Raw genomic sequence first — 20,692 nt, forward strand, 5'->3', positions numbered from 1 at the left:
AAAATAACCAGTTCCATTGAGACAGGTCTCATTAAGGCAAGACCATTCCGCGTGACAGAATATTCTTAATTCATTCTGATAAATCAATTTAGTTGATTGATTTATATAAACTTTATCAACTAGGAAAACGCGTAATATGGAATCCTCAACTGCTAAAATTCAGGAGGAACAGCTGCACGCTGCCGCTCGCGATGGCCGACAAAACGATGACTCGCTGCTCAGAAGTATTGCCTGGGTCTGCGATCGTTATGGTCTCGGTAAGAGCGACGACGTTTTGCTTGCTGGCCTGCCTGTCGAACAACTCCTTACACCCTCTTTAGCGCTTGATGCGCTCAAAAATGCCGGTGTAACCGGGGGGCTCATCAAGCGTAATAGTGCGGAACTGCCTGAGCAGATCTTCCCAATGATTTTGCTGCGTAAAGGCGCAGGTGGCATGGTGCTGCTGGCGCGCGAGCGTCGTAAAAATGATGAAGACAAATGGGATCTATTCTATTCCCTGATCGTGCCGGATGTGAGCGACGAGCCCGTTGAGCTGAACCATGAAGCGCTCAACGAGCTGTATATTGGCTACGCGATCGCGGCTAAACCGACTGCGCGTATCGACAGCCGGGTTAGCGATATCGCGCCGCCGCAGCCGAAAGGCCACTGGCTGTTCAGCACCCTGTGGCGCTATCGCAGCTATTATCGCAGCGCGGCGCTGGCGTCGGTGCTGGTGAACGTACTTGCGCTGGCGAGCGTGTTCTTTACCATGAACGTGTACGATCGCGTTATTCCCAACCAGGCGTTTACCACGCTCTGGTCGCTGGCGATTGGCGTGCTGGTGGCGATGGTCTTTGAAGCCATCACCCGTACCGTGCGTGCGCACCTGCTCGATACCGCCGGGAAAAAAGCGGACCTGATTGTCGGCAGTCTTCTGTTTCGTCAGTCGCTGGCGGTCAAAATGGAGCATAAACCAGCCTCTTCCGGTTCGTTTGCCAACCAGCTGCGCGAATTTGAATCCGTGCGTGACTTCGTCTCTTCTGCCACCCTTGCGGCCATCGCCGATCTGCCGTTTGTGCTGCTGTTTATTGCCATTATTTTTGCTATTGGCGGCCCGCTGGCGATTGTGCCGCTGTTAATGCTGCCGATGATTCTGCTGGTCAGCATGATTATTCAATGGCCGCTGGCGAAAGTGATGAAAGCCAGCCTGCAGGAAGCCTCGTTAAAGCAGGGCGTATTGATTGAATCCATTGAAGGAATGGAAACGCTGAAATCGGTCGGTGGTGAATCCTGGATGCAGAGCCGCTGGCAAAAGTTCAGCGCCATGCAATCTTCCAGCGCGGCGGCGTCAAAACATTACTCTACGCTGGCGATGAACTCGGTGAGTTTCCTTCAACAGTTGCAGACGGTAATGCTGATTGTCACCGGCGTATACCTGATTGACGCCGGTAACCTGACGCAGGGCGCGCTGATCGGTACCGTGATGCTGGCCGGTCGCGTAACGGCACCATTAAGCCAGGTGATTGGCTTAGCCGTGCGTTTCCAGCAGGCCAAAGCTGCGCTGACTTCGCTCAATAAGCTGATGGAAAACCCGACCGATCGCAGCAGCGAAATTGATTACATCAAGCAGCCTGAGCTGAATGGCGATATTGAGCTTAAAGGCGTGACTTTCTCCTACCCGGCACCGCCGATGCAGCCGAACCCGGAGATCCTCAAAGGCGTCAATTTGACGATCAAGCCAGGCGAGCGCGTGGCGATTGTGGGCAAAATCGGCAGCGGTAAATCGACCCTGCTGCGCATCATCGCGCGTCTTTATACTCCGGTGAAAGGACAAATATTCAGCAGCGGTCTGGATGTAAACCAGATTGAGCCGTCCGACTGGCGTAATAACGTGGGCTTTGTAGGCCAGGACGCGCGTCTGTTTTACGGCACGCTGCGTGAAAACATCATGATTGGCCGCCAGAACGCCTCTTCTGACGAATTTCTCCAGGTTCTGCGTTTGACCGGGCTGGATCAGATTGCGGCGCGTCACCCGCGCGGTATCCATATGCCAGTGGGCGAGCAGGGCAACAGTTTGTCAGGTGGTCAGCGTCAGCTGGTATCCCTGGCGCGTACGCTGCTGGCGAAACCCAATCTGCTGCTGCTGGACGAACCGACCAGCGCGATGGATTCCCAGACGGAGGCTCTTTTCTTACAGCACCTGAAAATCGCGACCGCCGGGCACACGCTGGTGGTGGTGACCCATCGCCCGTCGCTGCTGGCGCTGGTCGATCGCATGGTGATTATTGATGACGGCAAAATTGTGGCCGATGGCCCTAAACAGCAGGTGCTGGCCGCACTGAACGGTACACCAGCAAATGACAGTACCCCTGCAAAAGCCGCTACAGGAAAACAGCCCGTGGAGGCCAGCGCATGAAATTCATAAAACGTAAAAATAACAAAGCATTATCCGCACGTGATGCCGCCTGGATGAGTGATATTCAGGAGGCGCTGTTCTCCCAGACCACGCCAAAGTCGCGTCTGGTGCTATGGCTGATTCTGGCGGTGTTTGCCGGGTTTTTAACCTGGGCGCATTTCGCCAAAGTAGAAGAGATCACCAAAGGCGATGCGAAAATCGTCTCGAAAAGCCGCGAGCAAATAATCCAGAGTCTGGAAGGCGGAATTCTCGAAGAGCTGAACGTTCGCGAGGGGGACATTGTTGAGCCGGGGCAGGTCCTGCTGAAAATCGACCCCACTCGCGCGCAATCCAGCTATCAGGAGACGCTGCGTAAAGTGGTGGCGCTAGAAGCGACCGTTAACCGCCTGCGTGCAGAAGCCTACGGCCTGCCGCTGACGTTTAGCGACCGTGTGAAACAGTATCCTTCCGAAGTGGACCTGGAAACCCGCGCCTACAACAGCCGTAAACAGGCGCTGGAAGAGGGTGTGGCGTCGTTAGAGAAAAGCTATCGGCTGGCACAGAGCGAAATTGCTATGTCAGAGCCGCTGGCCGCGCGCGGTCTTCTCTCGGAAGTGGAGCTGCTGCGTATGCGTCGTCAGGCGAACGAACTGCAATCGCAAATCGTCGAGCGGCGTAACCGCTATCAGGCGGATGCCAACGCCGAGCTGATTCGTCAGGAGCTGGATCTGGTGCAGGCTGAAGAGAGCCTGACGGGGCGTGCAGACGTCGTGAGCCGGACCACCATCACTGCGCTGGTAAAAGGAACGGTGAAGAACGTACGCGTCACCACCATCGGCGGCGTTATCCAGCCGGGCGAACACATTATGGAAATCGTGCCGCTGGAAGACCAGCTGCTGGTAGAAGGGAAAATCAAACCGTCTGACGTTGCCTTCCTGCATGCCGGCTTACCGGCAATGGTGAAGATTACCGCATACGATTTTGGCATCTATGGTGGCCTGAAAGGGCACGTTTCTCTGGTCAGCCCGGACACGCTGAAGGATGACGCCAAAGCCGCCGCAGGTCGCCCCGACGACACTTATTACCGGGTGATGGTATTAACCGACAGCAGCACGCTGAATGCAGGCGGTAAATCCCTGCCTATCATTCCCGGCATGATTGCCACGGTTGAAATCCGCACCGGTGAAAAAACCATTCTTGATTACCTGTTGAAACCTATCTTCAAAGCGAAGGAAGCGTTCCGCGAGCGTTAATATGAAAAGTTATTCTATTTTTATGCAGCACCGCCTGGCGGCGATGCTGACGGCCGCGGCTTGCCTGGCATCGGCTAAAACTGCGGCAAATAATGAAGGTTTATTAGCCTTTTCGCCCGCAGCCCCTGTGGAAAAATCTGGCATGGTGATGGCCTCCACACCGCCCGCGCCCGCTGCACCGTTAATGGAGCAGGCTCCGGCGAAACAAGCCATCGCCACGCCGAAACGTGAGAATACGGCCAGGGCACCGGCACCCAGCGAACGGGAGATCCGCGCTCTGTTTAATGATGCAGTAAATACCGCGCTGAGTATCAGCCCCGAAGTGCGCGGCGCGAACTACAATACAGAAGCGGCAGAAGCCAACGTTGACGAAGCCAAAGGTCAGCGCTGGCCGCAAATTGATGTCAGCACCCGGTCCAAAAATTATCAGTTTGGTGGCGGTGAACGTCGCTACAGCGACAGTCGTCCGGCCGTCAGCGTTAATATGGCAACCACACTGCTCGATTTTGGCCGTACCAGTAATACGATCAAAAGCCGTGAAGCGCTGCATGATGCGGCGAAAAATAACGTTAATGCCCAGGCCGAAGATATTGCCTGGCAGGTGAGTAGCGCACTCGTCGAACTGAGCAAGCAGCGCCAGATCATCACTCTGAGCCAAAAGTATGTGGCGCGGATGAGTGAGCTGGTTGAGATGCTGGACGGGATCGTGAAGGTCGATCAGGGGCGCCGCAGCGAGCTGACTCAAGCACGGGGCCGCTTGCTTCAGGCGCAATCATCCCTGGACACGGCGGTTTCTCGGGCACGTGATACTGAAATCACTCTTAACCGTCTGCTGGGGGACAAAAAAGTGCCTCTGCCTGCGGCGACCGTCTGGAACCTTAAGCCGGGGGAGTTGACGACGCAGCTCTCTGCCATCGACAGCCATCCGACGATTCGCCAGGCTAAGGCGGAAACCGCGTCGGCGCTGGCGGATGCGGACGCTGCCCGCTCTGCATCGTACCCGACGGTGACCTGGAACGTGGGTAAAAGCACCGGCCGTGACGAACTGGGGCGTGAACAGTCCTGGGAGACGGGCGTAAACGTGAGCTGGCCGATTTTCCGCGGCGGTTCTCAGCGAGCCGCTGAACTCTCTGCCGCGCGTCGGGCGGACGCCAGCAGAGAAACCATTGAAAAACAGTTACGCGATTTGGATAACCGCGTGCGCGCAGCGGATCAGGATGCCCGCAGCATGCTGGAACGCGCTGAGTTGTACCATGACTTAGCCTTTGAATCCGACCGCATTCGCCATGATTTCTTCGATCAATGGTACCACCTTGGCAGACGAACCCTGCTGGACGTGCTGAGTGCAGAAAGTGATTATTACGGTAACCAGGTGGCAGAAGCCACCAACCGATTTGACGCTTACGCTGCAATTTTTCGTAGTTATGCCAGTGCGGGAACATTATTGCAGTGGCTGAGAATGCAGTAATTAGCCCTTTTATAATGAACCACACAGCAGGCGTAGAAAGAGAGCGCAGATGAATCAGTATTCAGGAAAGAAAATTTATATCGCCTTACTCGACGATCATCCGATTGTCCGCAAAGGGCTGGAGATTATTTTCAGCCAGGAGCCGGATTTCGAACTGAAGGGCAGCTTTGCCAGCCGCATCGATCTGATTAATTTTTTACGTACCAACCGTATAGATGTGCTGATCCTCGACTATTTACTCGGTGATGAAGACATCGACGGGTTACCGATGATTAAGCAGCTAATGAGCAATTTTCCCTGGCTGAAAATTTTGATCTCATCGACGCTGGAAAATACCGCCATTGTTCGTATGGCGCTGAAGGCCGGTGTGCGCGGGCATATCGGCAAAAGCCGTGACGCCTCGGAGGTGGTAGAGGCGGTGCGCCGCGTGGCGGCGGGGCATATCTGCCTCTCCGAAAGCATGGAGAAGGAGTTTTATCTTATCTCCGAGCCGTCTGCACCCGGTAACGTTGAAGATGAACAGCATGTCATCGACGGTATTGGCCGTCTGGATCAACTCTCTGCGCGGGAACTGGAGGTGTTACGCCTTTTCCTTTCCGGGATGTCGGTGCTGCAAATTTCAGAGAAGTTCAGCCGGAGCCGCAAAACGGTTAGCGGCCAGAAAAAATCCGCGATGAAAAAGCTGGGCGTTAAGACAGACCCGGAGCTGTTCCTCTGGCACGACCAGCTGCTGTGATTCTGCGCTGAAAGCCGCGTTTCTGGCCGGATGGCGCTGCGCTTGTCCGGCCTGCTCCTCTTTGTAGGCCCGTGCAAGCGTAGCGCCGCCGGTCAGAACCTAAGGCTCCCTGTTGCGCAGCGCCGTCGCCAGATCGCCAATTGAGCACGGCTTAAACAGACAATCGTTCATTCCCGCCTGCAAGCACCGCTCTTTAATCTCATGCATTGCATTAGCAGTAAAACCAATAATCCATGTCGGTTCCCGACCCTGCTCACGTTCAGCCTTACGCATCATGCCCGTAAGCTGATAGCCGTTGATGCCCGGCATATTGCAGTCGGTGATGACCACATCAAAGGCAGTATCGGCCCAGATTTTGAGAGCCTCATCGCCACCGGCAGCCAGATGGGCGTGCTGCCCCAGCCATGCCAGCTGTTTGGCTAACAGGATACGGTTTGCGGGGTTATCATCCACCACCAGCACGTTAAGCGCCGGTAATTTTTCATCTTCTCCATCGGGTTGGGCGCGGGGCGTAACGGCATGGGTGACTTTAGGCAGGGAGAAGGTCGCCCTGACGGTGGTACCGACATGCTTTTCGCTGGTGAGCGTAAGCGTGCCATTCATGCTTTCGCAAATGGTGCGGCTGATATATAACCCCAGTCCGGTTCCCGCCCGTCGATTGTCCGCCTGGCTGAAAGGCTTGAAGAGTGCGGCCTGCTGGCTGGCATCAATACCGACACCGCTGTCCTGTACCTCAATCACAAACTGTATGTTATCGGTGTCGGGCTCCTCGCGTTGCGATACGGTCAGCGTCACGCTGCCGCGGTCGGTAAACTTAATGGCGTTGCTCAGCAGGTTGGAGAGCACTTGCTTAATACGCAGTGGGTCGGCGTAGACCTCATGCAGCGCCTCAGTCGGGAAGACTTTATTGAGCTGGATATTCTTTTCAACCGCCACGCCCTGGAACACCCGCATCATGTTGTCGATGAGCTTTCCGAACTGTACGGGCTCAGGGTTGAAATCAAGATGCCCGCCCTCGATACGAGAGATATCGAGAATATCGCCAATCAACCCCACCAGCCCTTCTGCCGAGTCGTAGGCCACTTCCAGCGCCTGCAGATCGTGTTCACCATGGCGTCCTTTTTTCAGAACGATGTCCAGCATGCCGATGATGGCGTTCATCGGGGTGCGGATCTCATGGCTCATGGTTGACAGGAACACCGATTTTGCCCGGTTAGAGTCTTCGGCGCGATCTTTCGCCTCGCTCAGCTCCGCCAGCAACGACTCACGCTCGGTGAGCATCTCGCGCAGCTGGGTGAGCTGCTCGTTAAGCTGCCTGCGCAGCGCCGCTTTGCGCACAATCTGCCGACGTAAATAGAGCGCCCATCCCAGCGCTAACAGCACCAGAACGGCGCTAAAGACGCCCGTGGCAATCAGCACTTCGCGATAGCGGTACCAGAAGCTGTCGACCACCACCAGCTCGTTGGGCCGCCAGCGGTTAGCCAGATTTTCCATCTCAATGGGTGAGATGCTCAGTAAGACTTTATCCAGAATACTCTGCAGTTCCGGGCTGGCCAGGCCAACGCCAAAGGAGACCCAGGCGGGGGATTCGCCAACGATCGAGACCACTTTCAGCTTATCCTGAAAGTTGGTGTAGATCTGGTAATCCGTCATCACCAGAATGCCAACTGCGGCGTCGGCATCACCGTTGGTGATGCTGGAGAGCAGCTGTGATTCATTACCTACATGAACGATCTCGATCTCCGGATAACGTTCGCGCACGTGTTGCTCCACGCCGATGTTTTTCACCAGCGCCAGGCGTTTGCCGCGCAGGTCGGCCAGCGTATTAATATCATTGCGTGAGGTCGATGTCGCAAGGGCAAACGCGCTGCGTAAGTAGGGCCGCGTGAAGAGGATTTTACCTTTGCGCACCTCGCTCGGCGTCACTGACGCGAGCATATCAGCCTGCCCGCGGCTGACCTGCGCGATCAAATCATCGGTGGTATTGCCGGTCTCAAACCTAAAGCGCAATCCGGTACGCAGCGATACCACGGAAAAAAGATCTGCCACCACCCCGCGCAGTACGCCCTTGTTATCGATAAAGGAGACCGGCGCGGCATTGTCCTGGCTGTAGATAAGCACGTTCACGACAGGATGGCGTGCGATCCACGCTTTCTCCCGATCGGTAAAGTCCAGGGATTTGGTTCCTTGCGCTATATCAACCCGATCGGGCTGCCAGCGTCGATAGAGATCCAGCTTTTCCTCTTCGGGTACCGCGCGGATGGTTGCGTTAATCAACTGGTTGAGCTGCGGATTATTCTGGCTCAGGGCGAACCCCACTTCACGGTTGGGAAGCCGGGAAAAGCGCTCGATATGAATATTGTTTAAATAGTTTCGGCTCAGCGAGTAGCTATTACCGAGATAGGCGCGTGAATGCCCAAATGCAACGGCGCTCAGCGCTTCCTGATAGCTGTCAAACAGGCGAAAGCGCGCTTTGGGATAGGCCGCTTTCACCTGCGCCAGGGGCAGGTAGTCTCTGACCATCGCGACGTCGGTATTGGCAAGATCGTCCGCGAGGGGCTGCGTATCCCGATCGTTAATCCCCAAAATCGGTTTATCGCTGGCATAGGGCGTTGAAAAGACAAATGCGTCGTTGGCATCAAAGGCGGAGACCGAGGGGATAAGATCGATATCACCGCGCGCCAGCGCCTGCCACAGTTCTTCCTGCGAGTCGTACATTTTGACCTGCACAGGCAGATTAAGCTGCCAGGACACCAGGCCGAGATAGTCGGCGCTCAGTCCCTCGAATTCATGACGTATGTTGCGCATACCGAAAGGGGGAATGTCATAACGTGTAATTCCCACCGTCAAATTTTGCATATGCTTCAGCAGCGTGGCTTGCTCCCCGTTAAGCGGCAAGCGATTCATGCCCTCAATGGGGGTACGCATCAGAATCTTATATTGTTCGCTGTGTGCCGGAGATATCACGAACATAAATACAGCCAGAAGCAAAAAAAGACGAGGGTAGTGGCGCATAGCTCTTTATAACGCTCCTGAGGATAAGTTTCTGAACGTGATATTCTGATTAAACAATAAAAATAATGTTATAAGACACGGCTTGGTTATTATTCTGGCAGTTGTTAATAACGAAAAGCGCAATGTCTGGCCAGGAACGTTATTATTTCTACGTCATCTTCTCAATACTAATATAAGCAGGCATTTTCATCCGATTTTTGCAGCTTCATTCTTGCATCATCATTGCTTGCCGGGAACATCAAGACCGGTCTTGTCGCTTACTTTACAGGCTGATGGGAAAATAATCCGCACGTTTATTTGATTATTGAGACTGGACGATGCGCCGTTCCCTTCATGCTCATTCATCTGCTGCAAAGCAAGAGGCAATGCGTCAGACATTTACCGCGCTGGCGGAGCAGTACCGTCATGCAATGGCCGCGGCGGACTATGCAACAGCTTCTCGCTGCTGCAAAAAAGCGCTGGCCTTATTGCCACACAATATGTCGGTACAGAGCGATTACGCCCTGAGCCTGATGCGTGAGGGAAAACATGAGAAGGCGTACAAGGTTTACCGCAAGATTTATCAGTCACCCCGCCGTCATGAAGCGTCAGAAACCTGGCTCGATGGCATGGCGGAATTATGCGGGCATATGGGAAAAACGGATGAAATGCGCGCGTATGGTCTTGAGTCCTTGACCCTCTCTGACAAACGTTTTCGTCAGGGAACCGTCTGGCCGCTGCCCCAGACGCCACCGTCACCTTTCCAGGCCGATTGCCCGGATAAAAACATTATCGCGTTCAGTCTGTATGGCGATCGGCCGCGCTACTGCGAAACCTTAATTAAAAACGTTGAGGCCGCCGCAGAGCTGTTTCCGGCCTGGCGCTGTCGCGTGTATCTGGATGACTCCGTGCCGCAGCACGTCTGGCAGCGGCTGGCGCAGTCGGGCGCCGCGCTGGTGGATATGAGCCAGGAAAAGTACATCTATCCGACGCTGTGGCGTTTTCTGGTGCTGGATGACCCGCAGGTCGAGCGTTATTTAGTGCGTGACGCTGACTCTTTGCTCTCCGAACGGGAACAGGTTTGTGTGGAAGACTGGCTGCGCTCGCCGTTTTATTTCCACCATATGCGCGACTACTTCACCCATACCGAACTGCTGCTGGCAGGGATGTGGGGCGGCTGTGGCGGCGCGATCCCGAACGTGGAGGGCATGATGCGTCAGTTTGTGGCGAACTACCGGGGGAGCGCCCGTTTCACCGATCAATATTTCCTCAAGGTGGCGATCTGGCCTACGGCACGGCAGAGCATTCTGAATCATGATGAGATCTTTGCGTTTCACCATGCCCATCCCTGGCCTGCGCATGCACCTGTTCGCTGGAAGGCGGAGCATTTCCACGTGGGCAGCAACGCCGGATTTACCGTACTGGCGGGGCCGAGCGAGAAAGCCGACGGTGAAGAGCAGGTTGTCGCATTACGGATTGAAGGGGAGAGCTATCGCTACATGGCGGCAGTGCGTGAAGGACAATGGCGATTGCCCATCCCATTCTTCCTCGCCGACGGCTTTCGCGCAGGCGAGGTGCAGGTTGAGGTTATCACGTAGTCTGATTACGTCTGGGGCGCAATCTCTATGCCTGTCTGCACCAATATATCCGTCTCAATACCCGAATGGTGATAAACCTCATATTGCACACCCTCCACGGTGACGGAGCCTCTGGCTTTCAACCATTCTCCAGGCTCCGCACCCGCGGGGAGCAGATCGGACAGATTGACCTGCTGCCCGGGCGTGCCTTTTACCAGTAACTGCTGACTGCCGTCGTCGTTAAAAAGACGCTCTTCACCCTCGATGAAAATATCGCCGAGCGTGAACTCGACCAGAGCAGGTAATTGATCGTCAGTCGCCATCTCTTTATGGGCATCGGCAGTATTTTCACCGTGGGCAGTTAAATTGTTATTCATTTTTTGGGAGAACCTGTTTACGCATAGCAAATCTGCTGCATTTTTGCCTTTCTGCGGAGGCGGGAACAATAAGTCCAGTCTCATAACAGGCAGCTGGCGGTTGTTTTTAAAAACAAGACCGACCTTAGTTCCGAATCGCCCACCTATTGCTAAAATTCCCGCAAATTATGGCGGTTATCCAGACAATGCAGAACGAAGCGCGGTTGCTAAAATTAAGGCTGCGCCAGTCTGCTGATTTCAAGCCTTCACTTTTCAGGGAACGACTCAAACGATGCGTTTTATTACTGCCCGCTTAATTAGCCTTTTTATACTGCTTTGCAGTATCGGGCAGATTCAGGCTCAGGAGCTGACCCTGCAACGTCGCGTACAGGTCAATGCGCCGCATGTCCAGTTTAGCGGTGACGTGCACCAGTGGCTGAAAAATAATCAGACGCTTCATGTGGGCGTCTGGGGGCCGCCGCATCCTCCTCTTAGCGAAGGCATGGAGCACGGGCTTTTCAATGGGATAGCGGCCGATTATCTCGCACTGCTGGAAGATAGCCTTAAGATCAGCGTCAAAATCCACTATTACAACCAGAGCCGTGATGCTTTCCAGGCGCTACGCCGCCATGAAATCCAAATGGTAGCGATGTGGAACCCGGAGCTGTGGCCAAACCCCGATCTGGTGACCACACCGCCATGGCTGCTGGATAAGTCGGTCTTGATGACCACCCACGAGCGAGCCGATGACGCGTCTGAAGAGAGCCCAAAGATATTAGGTCTCATGTCTGATACCAGCGCCAGCCCGGCGTTGCGGCATTACTACCCCGGCAGCACGCTCCGTTTCCAGTCCTGGTATCCTTCGGCGGTCAGCGCGCTGGCGTTTAAGCAGATAGACGCGCTGTGGATCAACCGGGCCAGCGCCGAATATCTCACTCAGTATCATCAGGCTCAGGGGCTGCGATGGCGCTACAGCCCGGCGCTACCCAATCTGAACATGAGCTTTGGTGTGGATCGCCAGCAGCCGCAGCTGGTGGAAGCTATCGACACGGTATTCAAACATATCCCCTTAGCCAGCCGTTTGCGGATCACCACCAGCTGGGGGCTTAACCGGAGCTTTGTGATTACCACCAATCCCCTGGCGCTGGATCAGGAGGAAGAGAACTGGCTGCGTGAGCACAGTCAGATTCAGGTGATCCTGGACAGCCGACAGCGCCCGCTCTCGTTTCTGGAAGATGGAACGCCCGCGGGTCTGGTGGTTGATCTGCTCAACCAGTTTAGCGAGCAGTACGACATCCACTTCACAATATTGACTGCCGATAGTGACGCCGAACTCAACGGATTAAAGCGGGACAATCCGGATGCGCTGGTACTCAGGCAGTTGGCTGACGTGTCGCAAAAAACGGCAGCAGCGATGGCAACGACCTCGCCGTTGCTCACCACGCCCGCCGTGGTGGTGATGGATCAGGACGTCAAACGACCAAATGATTTTTCCCAGTTGAAGGGGGAAAAGCTGGCGATCATGGCTGACGATCCGCTGCGTCCCTGGCTGGAAACCTGGTACCCCACGATCAAACTGGTGGTGTTGACACACATGGATGACGCGCTCGCGCGCTTGAAAAAAGGCGAGGTGCGCGGAGTGATTGCGCCGCAGTTTATCGCCAACTACCTGGTGACGCGCCATCATCCTACCCGTTTTCATCTGGCAGTAACGGTGCCTGTTCCCCCTATTGATATCGTTATTGCCGCGCAAACCGACACCAGCCAGCCAATTAATATTCTCAATAAAGCGCTGGCGGATATGCAACCGCAGGCGTTGATGCAGCTGGCGGGCGACTGGCGACAATCGGCCATCAGCGATAGCGAAACCTGGGTGCAAAGTTCGCTACTCAATTCCCTGATATGGGGCGCGCTGCTTCTGCTGGTGGTGACAGGGTGTTGTCTGTGGATACAGTATCTGCGCGCCGCGCTGCGCCGCGGAAATGATTTGCAGCAGCAACTTGCCGAACAGTTACGTTTTACCCAGGCGCTCATCGACGCCTCGCCCGTGGCGCTCTACGTTCGCGATCGCAACGGCCATCTGCTGCGCTACAACCAGGCCTGGGCGGACGTCATCGGCCAGCCGGGCGAATCCCTTCAGGGACAGCCGGTGACGGCGCTCGATATTGCTGAACCGGCGGTGCTGGCGAATCTGGAGGCCAAATACCAGCAGGCGTTGCAGGATGGGCAACCGCAAAACTGGGCTGACAGCTTTACGGTAAACAACCAGACGCGCTACCTGCAGGGCTGGGTTGTGCCGTGGCATGACGGCCAGGGTGATATCGGCGGCCTGATTGGCGGCTGGCTGGATGTCACTGAAAAAGAACAGCTGATTGCTCAGCTATCTGAGACCAAAAGCAATCTGGAGCAGGCGATAGGCAGTAAAAACGCCTTTATGCAGAGCATGGGGCATGAAGTGCGTACCCCGCTCAGCGTCATTACCGGCCTGCTGGAGATGGAGCTTCAGGCGCTGGACGCGCGGCATGAGCATAATGAAAACCTGAATCTGATTTGGGAATCCTCTCTCAACCTGCTTTCGCTTATCGGCGATATGTTCGATGTCTTCCGCGCCGATAACCCACAACTGAACGGAACGACGCGCAGCACGCATCTGCTACAGTTAATCCACAGCACCGTGGCGCTTTACCGGCAGCAGGCTGAAGCGAAAGGGATCACCCTGAACGTGCTGATCGAGCTTTCTACCGAGCGTTTCACCACCGATCCGCTGCTGATTATTCGCATTCTCTCCAGCCTGCTTCGTAACGCCATCAAGCATTCCAATGGCCAGGAGATTGACGTTGAGGTGTATGAGGGCAGCAAAGAGCCGAATGCCGCGGCCATCCCGCTGGTCATCGAAGTGTGCGATCGGGGTGAGGGCATTGACGAACGCTTGCTGGGAGAGATTGCCGAACGTGCGCACCACGTGACGCTGAAATCAGAGTGGACCGACACCGGGTTCAGTCTACCGGCCTGTCTGTATATGGCGCATGCCGCGGGTGCACAGGTGCGTATAGACAGTGAACCGCATGAAGGCTGCGTCGTGAGCCTTCACTTCAGCGCGGTTCCCGCCGCCAGTAAAGCGTTAACTCCTCCGCCTGTCGAACACGCGCGCAGCCTGCATATTCTTGGGGTAGACGATTATCCCCCTGCTCGCCGTGCGCTACAGCAGAGGCTGGAGTCCTGGGGGCACCGGGTATCACTGGCGACACAGGGGGCAGAGGCGCTGTCGATGTGGCAACAAAATCCTGGCCGCTACGATGTGATTATTACCGACTGTACAATGCCGGAGATGGACGGCTATGAGCTGGCTGAGCAGATCCGTCATACCGAACAGCTTTACGGCCAGCCGCCTGTCCCGATCTTCGGCCTGACGGCGATGAGCGGCGCAGAGACGGCAGGGCGCTGTATCGCTGCCGGTATGAATGAATATCTGGAAAAACCGCTGACGGCGGAAAAACTCCAGACGCTGCTGGATCGTTATTTTGCCGTCGGCAGCACAAAACCTGACCTTGTGAGTGATGCCACGCGGGCGCTGCAGGCCGAAATGGTTGAGGTGAACCGACAGGATGCCAGCCAGCTGACGAACTGGCTGGCACAGAAAAATCGCGACAAGGTGGGCCGTATGGCGCACCGTATCAACGGCGGAGCAAGAATGATGAACATGACATTTTTGCAGCAAGCCTGTGAAGAACTGGAAACGGCCTGTCACGACGACCGAACCTGGCAAGAGATTGAGATCCTTGTCGAGCGCGTGCTGGAAGAGATGACCCGGTTTAATCAGCAGTTGTCCTCAGACGAAGAGGGAGGATGAACGTGCTCCCCTGCGCACAAAAACAGATCCAGACCGCCTGCACCCTTATCGAAAGCATCCTCGGGCGCGAGCTGATCGCGATTCACTTATACGGTTCGGCGATGGACGGCGGCCTGAAACCGCTGAGCGATATCGACCTGCTTGTCACGGTGCGTTCTGCGCTGCGGGATGAACAACGCCATGCCTTAATGCAGAAGCTGCTGGCGATTTCGGCCTGGCCCGGAACGTCGGAGATTTACCGGGCGCTGGAAGTGACCGTGGTTGTCTGGTCGCAGATTGTGCCATGGCAGTTTCCGCCCGTGCGGGAAATGCAGTTTGGGGAGTGGTTACGGGACGAGATTATTAAGGGGGAATACGAACCGGCGCAGCCTGACCCCGATCTGGCGATTTTACTGACCAAAGCGCGTCAGAACAGCCTCCCGTTGCGGGGACAAGCGGCCTGCGAGCTGTTCGGGGCTGTGCCAGAAAGCGATCTGCTGGAGACTTTTCGTCAGACGCTGGCGCTGTGGAACAGGGCTGATGACCTGAAGGGGGATGAAAGACACATCCTCCTGACGCTGGCGCGAATCTGGTATAGCGTTGAGACGGGTAAGATCGCGGCTAAAGACGAGGCCGCGGCCTGGCTGCTGCCGCAACTGCCTGCCCCCCATGCGAAATTGCTGGAGGAGGCGCGTGGAGAGTATCTCGGGTTGCTCACCGTGGACTGGGCAGAAAAAATGCCGCAGGTGGCGGCATTTGTCCGTGATGTCAAAAAAGCGATACAGGAAAAAATGGCATAGCGCCATCCGGTAACGCTCTGATTATCGCATGGTCACAAACTCTTCCGCCGCCGTTGGGTGGATCGCCACGGTGTTGTCGAAGTCTTTCTTGGTCGCGCCCATCTTCAGTGCCACCGCGAAGCCCTGCAGGATCTCATCCATACCGAAGCCGATGCCGTGGATACCCACAATCTTCTCTTCCGGGCCCACGCAGACCAGCTTCATGCGGCACGGCTGACGATGGGAGGTGACGGCGGTGTACATCGCGGTAAACGCGGATTTATACACTTTCACCTGGTCGTCGCCGTACTGCTCGCGCGCCTGCGGCTCGGTTAAGCCGACGGTGCCGATTGGCGGGTGGCTAAAGACCACGGTCGGGATATTGCTGTAGTCCAGATGCTCGTCCGGCTTGTTGTTGAACAGGCGCTCGGAGAGACGACGGCCCGCCGCAACGGCGACCGGAGTCAGTTCAACCGCACCGGTGTTATCACCGACGGCGTAAATGCCCGGCACGCTGGTGTTCTGGAACTTATCGACGACGATGTAGCCTTTTTCGTCGGTTTTCACGCCGGTTACGGCCAGGTTGAAGCTGTCGTTCGCCGGTTCACGGCCAATCGCCCAGATCAGGCAATCGACGGTCTGGCTGCGGCCATCTTCCAGCTCAAGCGTCAGGCTGCCGTCCGCGTTTTTCACCACTGCTTTAGGCACGGCGCTGGTGTGCAGGGTCGGGCCTTCGGCGTTCATCACTTCAACCAGCGTATCGACGATCAGCGGGTCAAAGCTGCGCAGCGGCGCGTGTTTACGCACGAACAGGTGCGCTTCCGCCCCCAGGCCGTTAATCACGCCAGCCAGCTCTACTGCGATATAGCCCGCGCCCACCACGGCAACGCGCTCAGGCAGGGCAGGCAGCTCGAAGAAGCCGTCGGAGTCGATGCCGTATTCCGCGCCCGGGATGTTCGGGTGGCTTGGACGGCCGCCGGTGGCGATCAGGATATGATCGGCGGTGATCGTCTCGCCGTTCACTTCGATCGTTTTCGCGTCCACAAAGCGGGCGAAGCCGTGGATCACGTCGACGTTATTTTTGCCCAGCACGTTATCGTACGAGGTATGAATGCGATCGATGTAGGCGGTACGGCTGGCGATCAGCTTGTCCCAGTCGAAATGGTTGATCGTGGTGTCAAAGCCGTAGTCCGGACCGTACATATGGATCGCTTCACGGATTTGCGCCGCGTGCCACATCACCTTTTTCGGTACACAACCCACGTTCACGCAGGTGCCGCCCAGCGCTTTGGCTTCAATCAGCGCACACTTCTGGCCGTACATGGCCGCGCGGTTGATGGAGGCGATGCCGCCGCTGCCGCCGCCGATTGCGATGTAGTCATAATGCTTAGTCATAGCTCTTGTCCTTAATCGTGAATTGCCGCGATTGTATACTTGAAATCAATAGTTTCCACCGATGGCTGCGATTACTCCGGCACGATCCAGCTGACGGTGGCGTGGCCCGTTCCGGCTGGCACCAGCGTTTTGTGCAGCCACGGCAGCACGTTGTTCATCTGCGCTTCGAGCTTCCACGGCGGGTTGATTACAATCATGCCGGAGGCGGTCATGCCGCGCTGGTCGCTGTCCGGGCGTACCGCCAGCTCAATTTGCAGGATTTTGCGAATGCCGGTCGCCTCCAGGTCTTTGATCATGCGCTTGATCTGCGCGCGCAGCACTACCGGGTACCACAGGGCATAGGTGCCGGTGGCAAAGCGTTTATAGCCTTCGTGAATCCCGGTCACCACCGCCTGATAGTCGGTTTTGATTTCGTACGGCGGGTCGATCAGCACCAGGCCGCGACGGGAAACCGGCGGCAGCTTTGCTTTCAGCTGCTGGTAGCCGTTGGCTTTGTCGACGCGGGCGCGGCTGTCTTTCTGAAACTCAGAACGCAGCAGCGGGAAGTCGCTCGGGTGCAGCTCGGTCAGCTGGATGCTGTCCTGCTCGCGCAGCAGCTGGCGGGCAATCAGCGGTGAGCCAGGGTAGTAGCGCAGCTGGCCGTTGCGGTTGAAGTGATTCACCACGCCGATATACGGCTCCAGCTCGGCGGGCAGGTCGTCCTGCTGCCAGATGCGGGCGATGCCCTCAAGGTATTCGCCGGTACGCTCGGCATGCTCGCCGCTCAGCTGATAACGGCCCGCGCCCGCATGGGTGTCCAGATAGAGAAACGGCTTCTCTTTCTCCTTGAGCGATTCAATGATCAGGCTCTGAACGGTGTGTTTGAGGACGTCGGCATGGTTGCCAGCGTGGAAGCTGTGGCGATAACTGAGCATGGGTAATGATATTCCGCTGAATTGACGATTTGCCACAGTTTACAGCAGAACGGCACAGATTACCCGCAGGCCCGGTAAGCGCGGCTATTGAAATCCTCTACACTTAACCCCATTACTGAACAATATGCACAGCGCCGGATGCGCGCTTCATTCACCTATTTCAACAGGACAGCGTTTATGACCAATCCATTACTGACGCCTTTTTCGTTGCCGCCGTTTTCTAAAATCCTCCCTGAGCATGTGGTTCCAGCCGTTACCCAGTCGCTGGACAACTGCCGCGCGGCGGTAGAAAGCGTGGTCGCGCAGGGCGGGCCGTACACCTGGGAAAATCTGTGTCAGCCGCTGGCCGAAGTGGACGACGTGCTGGGGCGCATTTTCTCCCCGGTGAGCCACCTGAATTCGGTGAAAAACAGCCCGGAACTGCGCGAAGCTTACGAACAAACCCTGCCGCTGCTCTCCGAATACAGCACCTGGGTTGGTCAGCACGAAGGGCTGTACAAAGCCTACCGCGACCTGCGCGACGGCGACCACTATGCCGAACTGAACACGGCGCAGAAAAAATCGGTCGATAACGCGCTGCGTGACTTTGAGCTGTCCGGTATTGGTCTGCCAAAAGAGAAGCAGGTTCGCTACGGTGAAATCGCCGCGCGCCTGTCCGAGCTGGGCAACCAGTACAGCAACAACGTCCTTGACGCCACCATGGGCTGGACGAAGCTGATTACCGACGAAGCGGAGCTTGCGGGTATGCCGGAAAGCGCGCTGGCGGCGGCAAAAGCCCAGGCCGAAGCGAAAGAGCAGGAAGGCTTCCTGTTAACGCTGGATATCCCGAGCTATCTGCCGGTAATGACCTACTGCGACAACCAGGCCCTGCGCGAAGAGATGTATCGCGCGTACAGCACCCGCGCCTCCGATCAGGGGCCGAATGCCGGTAAGTGGGACAACAGCCCGGTGATGGCGGAGATCCTCGCTCTGCGCCACGAGCTGGCCCAGCTGCTGGGCTTCGACAGCTACGCGGATAAATCCCTCGCCACCAAAATGGCCGAGAACCCGCAGCAGGTGCTCGACTTCCTGACCGATCTGGCGAAGCGCGCCCGTCCGCAGGGTGAAAAAGAGCTGGCCCAGCTGCGCGCCTTCGCGAAAGCGGAGTTCGGCGTGGACGAGCTGCAGCCGTGGGATATCGCTTACTACAGCGAAAAACAGAAACAGCACCTCTACAGCATCAGCGACGAGCAGCTGCGCCCGTACTTCCCGGAAAACAAAGCCGTTAACGGCCTGTTCGAAGTGGTTAAACGCATCTATGGCATCACTGCCAAAGAGCGTACCGATATCGACGTCTGGCACCCGGACGTGCGCTTCTTCGAACTGTATGACGAGAAAAACGAGCTGCGCGGCAGCTTCTACCTCGATCTCTACGCGCGTGAGAACAAGCGCGGCGGGGCGTGGATGGACGACTGCGTGGGCCAGATGCGTAAAGCCGACGGCTCCCTGCAGAAGCCGGTCGCCTACCTGACCTGTAACTTCAACCGTCCGGTGAACGGCAAACCTGCGCTGTTTACCCACGATGAAGTGATCACCCTGTTCCACGAGTTCGGTCACGGCCTACACCACATGCTGACCCGCATCGAAACCGCAGGCGTTGCCGGCATCAGCGGCGTGCCGTGGGATGCGGTCGAGCTGCCGAGCCAGTTTATGGAAAACTGGTGCTGGGAGCCGGACGCGCTGGCGTTTATCTCCGGCCACTACGAGACCGGCGAACCGCTGCCGAAAGAGCTGCTGGATAAAATGCTGGCGGCGAAGAACTACCAGGCGGCGATGTTCATCCTGCGTCAGCTGGAGTTCGGCCTGTTCGACTTCCGCCTGCACGCCGAGTTCAGCCCGGCGCAGGGGGCGAAAATCCTCGAAACCCTGGCCGAGATTAAAAAGCAGGTTGCCGTTATTCCAGGACCAACCTGGGGCCGCTTCCCGCACGCGTTCAGCCACATCTTCGCGGGCGGCTACGCGGCGGGCTACTACAGCTACCTGTGGGCCGACGTGCTGGCGGCAGACGCCTTCTCTCGCTTCGAGGAGGAGGGGATTTTCAACCGTGAAACCGGCCAGTCGTTCCTCGACAACATCCTGACCCGCGGCGGTTCTGAAGAGCCAATGGTGCTGTTCAAACGCTTCCGCGGCCGCGAGCCGCAGCTGGATGCGATGCTTGAGCATTACGGAATTAAAGGCTGATTGTTACGTGAAGATCTGCTTAGTGGATGAAACGGGCGCCGGAGACTGCGCCTTATCTGTTCTGGCGGCCCGCTGGGGGCTGGAGCACGATGAAGAGAACCTGATGGCGCTGGTGATGACGACAGCGCATCTCGAATTACGCAAGCGCGACGAACCGAAGCTCGGCGGGATTTTTGTCGACTTCGTTGGCGGCGCGATGGCGCACCGGCGCAAGTTCGGCGGCGGTCGCGGCGAAGCGGTGGCCAAAGCGGTCGGCATTAAGGGGAGCTATCTCCCGGACGTGGTGGACGCCACGGCGGGGCTGGGGCGCGATGCGTTTGTGCTGGCGTCGGTGGGCTGTCACGTGCGGATGCTGGAGCGCAATCCGGTGGTGGCTGCGCTGCTCGACGACGGGCTAACGCGAGGCTACGCGGACCCGGAAATTGGCCCGTGGCTGCAGGAGCGTTTGCAGCTTATCCACGCTTCAAGCCTGACGGCGCTGACAGATATCACCCCGCGCCCGCAGGTGGTCTATCTCGACCCGATGTTCCCGCATAAGCAGAAAAGCGCGCTGGTGAAGAAAGAGATGCGGGTGTTTCAGTCGCTGGTGGGGCCGGATTTAGACGCAGATGGCCTGCTGGAGCCGGCTCGTCAGCTTGCAACGAAGCGGGTGGTGGTAAAGCGCCCGGACTACGCGCCGCCGCTGGCGGACGTTGCCACGACCAACGCGGTGACCACGAAAGGGCATCGGTTTGATATTTATGTCCCCTCACCCCAACCCCTCTCCCCATAGGGGTGAGGGGCTCGATCGTTCCCTC

The 20,692-nt window shown here is 56.8% G+C and carries 13 protein-coding genes; 9 read left to right on the forward strand and 4 right to left on the reverse strand.

Annotated features, from left to right (window positions below; genetic code table 11):
• Positions 1-136 precede the first annotated feature (136 nt).
• Genes UTO39_RS21155 through UTO39_RS21170 form a run of 4 tightly spaced genes read left to right on the forward strand, consistent with a single transcriptional unit; the run spans position 137 to position 5,831 of the window.
• Positions 137-2,395, forward strand: a complete 2,259-nt coding sequence (locus tag UTO39_RS21155) for a type I secretion system permease/ATPase (protein WP_320728022.1) — start codon at positions 137-139, stop codon at positions 2,393-2,395.
• A complete protein-coding gene (locus UTO39_RS21160) occupies positions 2,392-3,627 on the forward strand; it encodes an HlyD family type I secretion periplasmic adaptor subunit (RefSeq protein ID WP_320728023.1) in 1,236 nt (411 codons plus the stop codon). The genes UTO39_RS21155 and UTO39_RS21160 overlap by 4 nt, the downstream gene beginning before the upstream one ends.
• A 1-nt stretch (position 3,628) precedes the next feature.
• Positions 3,629-5,095, forward strand: coding sequence for a TolC family protein (locus tag UTO39_RS21165; RefSeq protein WP_320728024.1), 1,467 nt, complete (start codon positions 3,629-3,631; stop codon positions 5,093-5,095).
• A gap of 49 nt (positions 5,096-5,144) precedes the next feature.
• Complete coding sequence (locus UTO39_RS21170; RefSeq protein WP_320728025.1) at positions 5,145-5,831, forward strand: response regulator transcription factor; 687 nt, start codon at positions 5,145-5,147, stop codon at positions 5,829-5,831.
• A 99-nt stretch (positions 5,832-5,930) separates the two neighbouring features.
• Here UTO39_RS21170 and UTO39_RS21175 read toward each other — a convergent pair whose 3' ends face one another.
• Positions 5,931-8,804 (reverse strand): transporter substrate-binding domain-containing protein, encoded by a 2,874-nt coding sequence (locus UTO39_RS21175; protein WP_320728026.1) that lies wholly within the window; start codon positions 8,802-8,804, stop codon positions 5,931-5,933.
• A 407-nt stretch (positions 8,805-9,211) separates the two neighbouring features.
• On the opposite strand from UTO39_RS21175, the gene UTO39_RS21180 reads away from it, so the two are divergent.
• Entirely contained in the window at positions 9,212-10,423 is a 1,212-nt protein-coding gene (locus tag UTO39_RS21180) for a tetratricopeptide repeat protein (RefSeq protein WP_320728027.1), read from the forward strand.
• 5 nt (positions 10,424-10,428) lie between these two features.
• On the opposite strand, the gene UTO39_RS21185 is transcribed toward UTO39_RS21180, so the two are convergent.
• Entirely contained in the window at positions 10,429-10,779 is a 351-nt protein-coding gene (locus tag UTO39_RS21185) for a Biofilm associated protein A (RefSeq protein WP_320728028.1), read from the reverse strand.
• A 271-nt stretch (positions 10,780-11,050) separates the two neighbouring features.
• On the opposite strand from UTO39_RS21185, the gene UTO39_RS21190 reads away from it, so the two are divergent.
• Positions 11,051-14,608, forward strand: a complete 3,558-nt coding sequence (locus UTO39_RS21190) for a response regulator (RefSeq protein ID WP_320728029.1) — start codon at positions 11,051-11,053, stop codon at positions 14,606-14,608.
• Positions 14,605-15,387 (forward strand): aminoglycoside adenylyltransferase family protein, encoded by a 783-nt coding sequence (locus UTO39_RS21195; protein ID WP_320728030.1) that lies wholly within the window; start codon positions 14,605-14,607, stop codon positions 15,385-15,387. The genes UTO39_RS21190 and UTO39_RS21195 overlap by 4 nt, the downstream gene beginning before the upstream one ends.
• Positions 15,388-15,408: 21 nt before the next feature.
• Here UTO39_RS21195 and gorA read toward each other — a convergent pair whose 3' ends face one another.
• Together gorA and UTO39_RS21205 are read right to left on the reverse strand one after the other, a co-directional pair.
• Entirely contained in the window at positions 15,409-16,761 is a 1,353-nt protein-coding gene (gorA, locus tag UTO39_RS21200; protein WP_061096808.1) for a glutathione-disulfide reductase, read from the reverse strand.
• A gap of 71 nt (positions 16,762-16,832) precedes the next feature.
• Positions 16,833-17,675, reverse strand: a complete 843-nt coding sequence (locus tag UTO39_RS21205; protein ID WP_320728031.1) for a 23S rRNA (adenine(2030)-N(6))-methyltransferase RlmJ — start codon at positions 17,673-17,675, stop codon at positions 16,833-16,835.
• Between the two features lie 177 nt (positions 17,676-17,852).
• Between UTO39_RS21205 and prlC the strand changes: the two genes are divergently transcribed.
• Positions 17,853-19,895 (forward strand): oligopeptidase A, encoded by a 2,043-nt coding sequence (gene prlC / locus UTO39_RS21210; protein ID WP_320728032.1) that lies wholly within the window; start codon positions 17,853-17,855, stop codon positions 19,893-19,895.
• A gap of 7 nt (positions 19,896-19,902) precedes the next feature.
• A complete protein-coding gene (gene rsmJ, locus UTO39_RS21215) occupies positions 19,903-20,667 on the forward strand; it encodes a 16S rRNA (guanine(1516)-N(2))-methyltransferase RsmJ (protein WP_320728033.1) in 765 nt (254 codons plus the stop codon).
• The last annotated feature ends 25 nt before the right edge of the window (positions 20,668-20,692 follow it).

The organism is Enterobacter sp. 118C5 (assembly GCF_034107645.1).
Classification (GTDB): Bacteria; Pseudomonadota; Gammaproteobacteria; order Enterobacterales; family Enterobacteriaceae; genus Enterobacter; species Enterobacter nematophilus.